Source organism: Leucobacter sp. M11, assembly GCF_035726885.1.
Lineage (GTDB): Bacteria > Actinomycetota > Actinomycetes > Actinomycetales > Microbacteriaceae > JAPFRB01.
Genome location: NZ_JAPFRB010000003.1, coordinates 517374 through 518509, shown reverse-complemented (window position 1 = coordinate 518509; position 1136 = coordinate 517374). Strand labels below are relative to the sequence as shown.

General features: G+C 73.6%; 1 protein-coding gene. It reads right to left on the bottom strand.

Annotated features, from left to right (window positions below):
• On the bottom strand, positions 1-1019 hold a 1019-nt coding region (locus OOT08_RS10830), incomplete at its 3' end, for an aminotransferase-like domain-containing protein (protein WP_325092655.1).
• Between the last annotated feature and the right edge of the window lie 117 nt (positions 1020-1136).

Below are 1136 nucleotides of genomic sequence, written 5' to 3'. Positions count from 1 at the left end.
AGCTCCGGGTCCTGAATGACGACGTAGCCGCAGCGCAGCCAGGGCGAGAGCGTCTTCGAGAAGCTGCCGATCAGGACGACGCGTCCCTCGTGATCGAGGGACGCGATCGCGGGCAGCTGCGGGGCCCCGTGCCGGAACTCGCTGTCGTAATCGTCCTCGAACACCACCGTGCCCGTCGCCTTCGCCCAGGCGAGCAGTTCGAGGCGGGCGGTGACCGGGAGCCGCCCGCCCAGCGGATACTGGTGGCTCGGCGTGAGCAGGACGGCGGAGAACGGCCCGGGGGCAGCGCGGAGCGCGTCGAGGTCCATCCCGCCGTCCCGAACCGGGATCGGCACCGGGGTGCCGCCGCTCGCCCGGATCACCCGTCGCGCCGTGGGGTACCCGGGGTTCTCGGTGGCGATGCGGAGCCGGGCGTCGCCGCCGCTGCGCTGCGCCTGCAGCAGCAGGGCGAGCCCGTCGCTCGTTCCGGCGGTGACGATGACGTCTTCCGGGGCGCAGACCACGCCCCGCGCCGTGCGCAGGTGCTGGGCGATGAGCGCGCGCAAATCGCGGGTGCCCGCCGCCGGCGGCGGCAGGCTCGGCAACTCCTCCGTGACCGCGCGTCGCCAGGCCGCCACCCAGTCACGGTTGCGCGACCACGCGGTCGCGGGGCTGCCGGGCAGGAGGTTTCGCCGAGCCCCGGCGCGCTCGCCGGGGTCGCTCGCGGGCGGATGCTCGGGCGGGGCCTCGGGCGCGGGCGTCGCCTCGAGCCGCGGCAAGCCCTCGGCGACGTAGGTCCCCGAACCCGGCACGATCTCCACGTAGCCCTCGCCCGCGAGGTCCTCGTAGACCGAGACCACCGTGCCGCGCGAGACCCCGACGGCCGCCGCGAGCACGCGCGAGGAGGGCATCGGGTCTCCGGCGGAAATCTTCCCGGACAACAGCGCGGCGCGAAGCTGAGCGGTCAGGTGCTCGCGGGGGCCACGCCCCGGGACCTGCTCCGCGGGGATGATGAGGTTCATGGGGAAGGGATGCCGCACACGATGATCATACTGGCCCATCACTTTGTGTCATTTGTGGCATAACGACCGCTCCGGAAACTCTTCTACGGTGGGAGCCCGGGGTCGCCCGCAGCCCAGCGGCGGGCGCACCCGAAC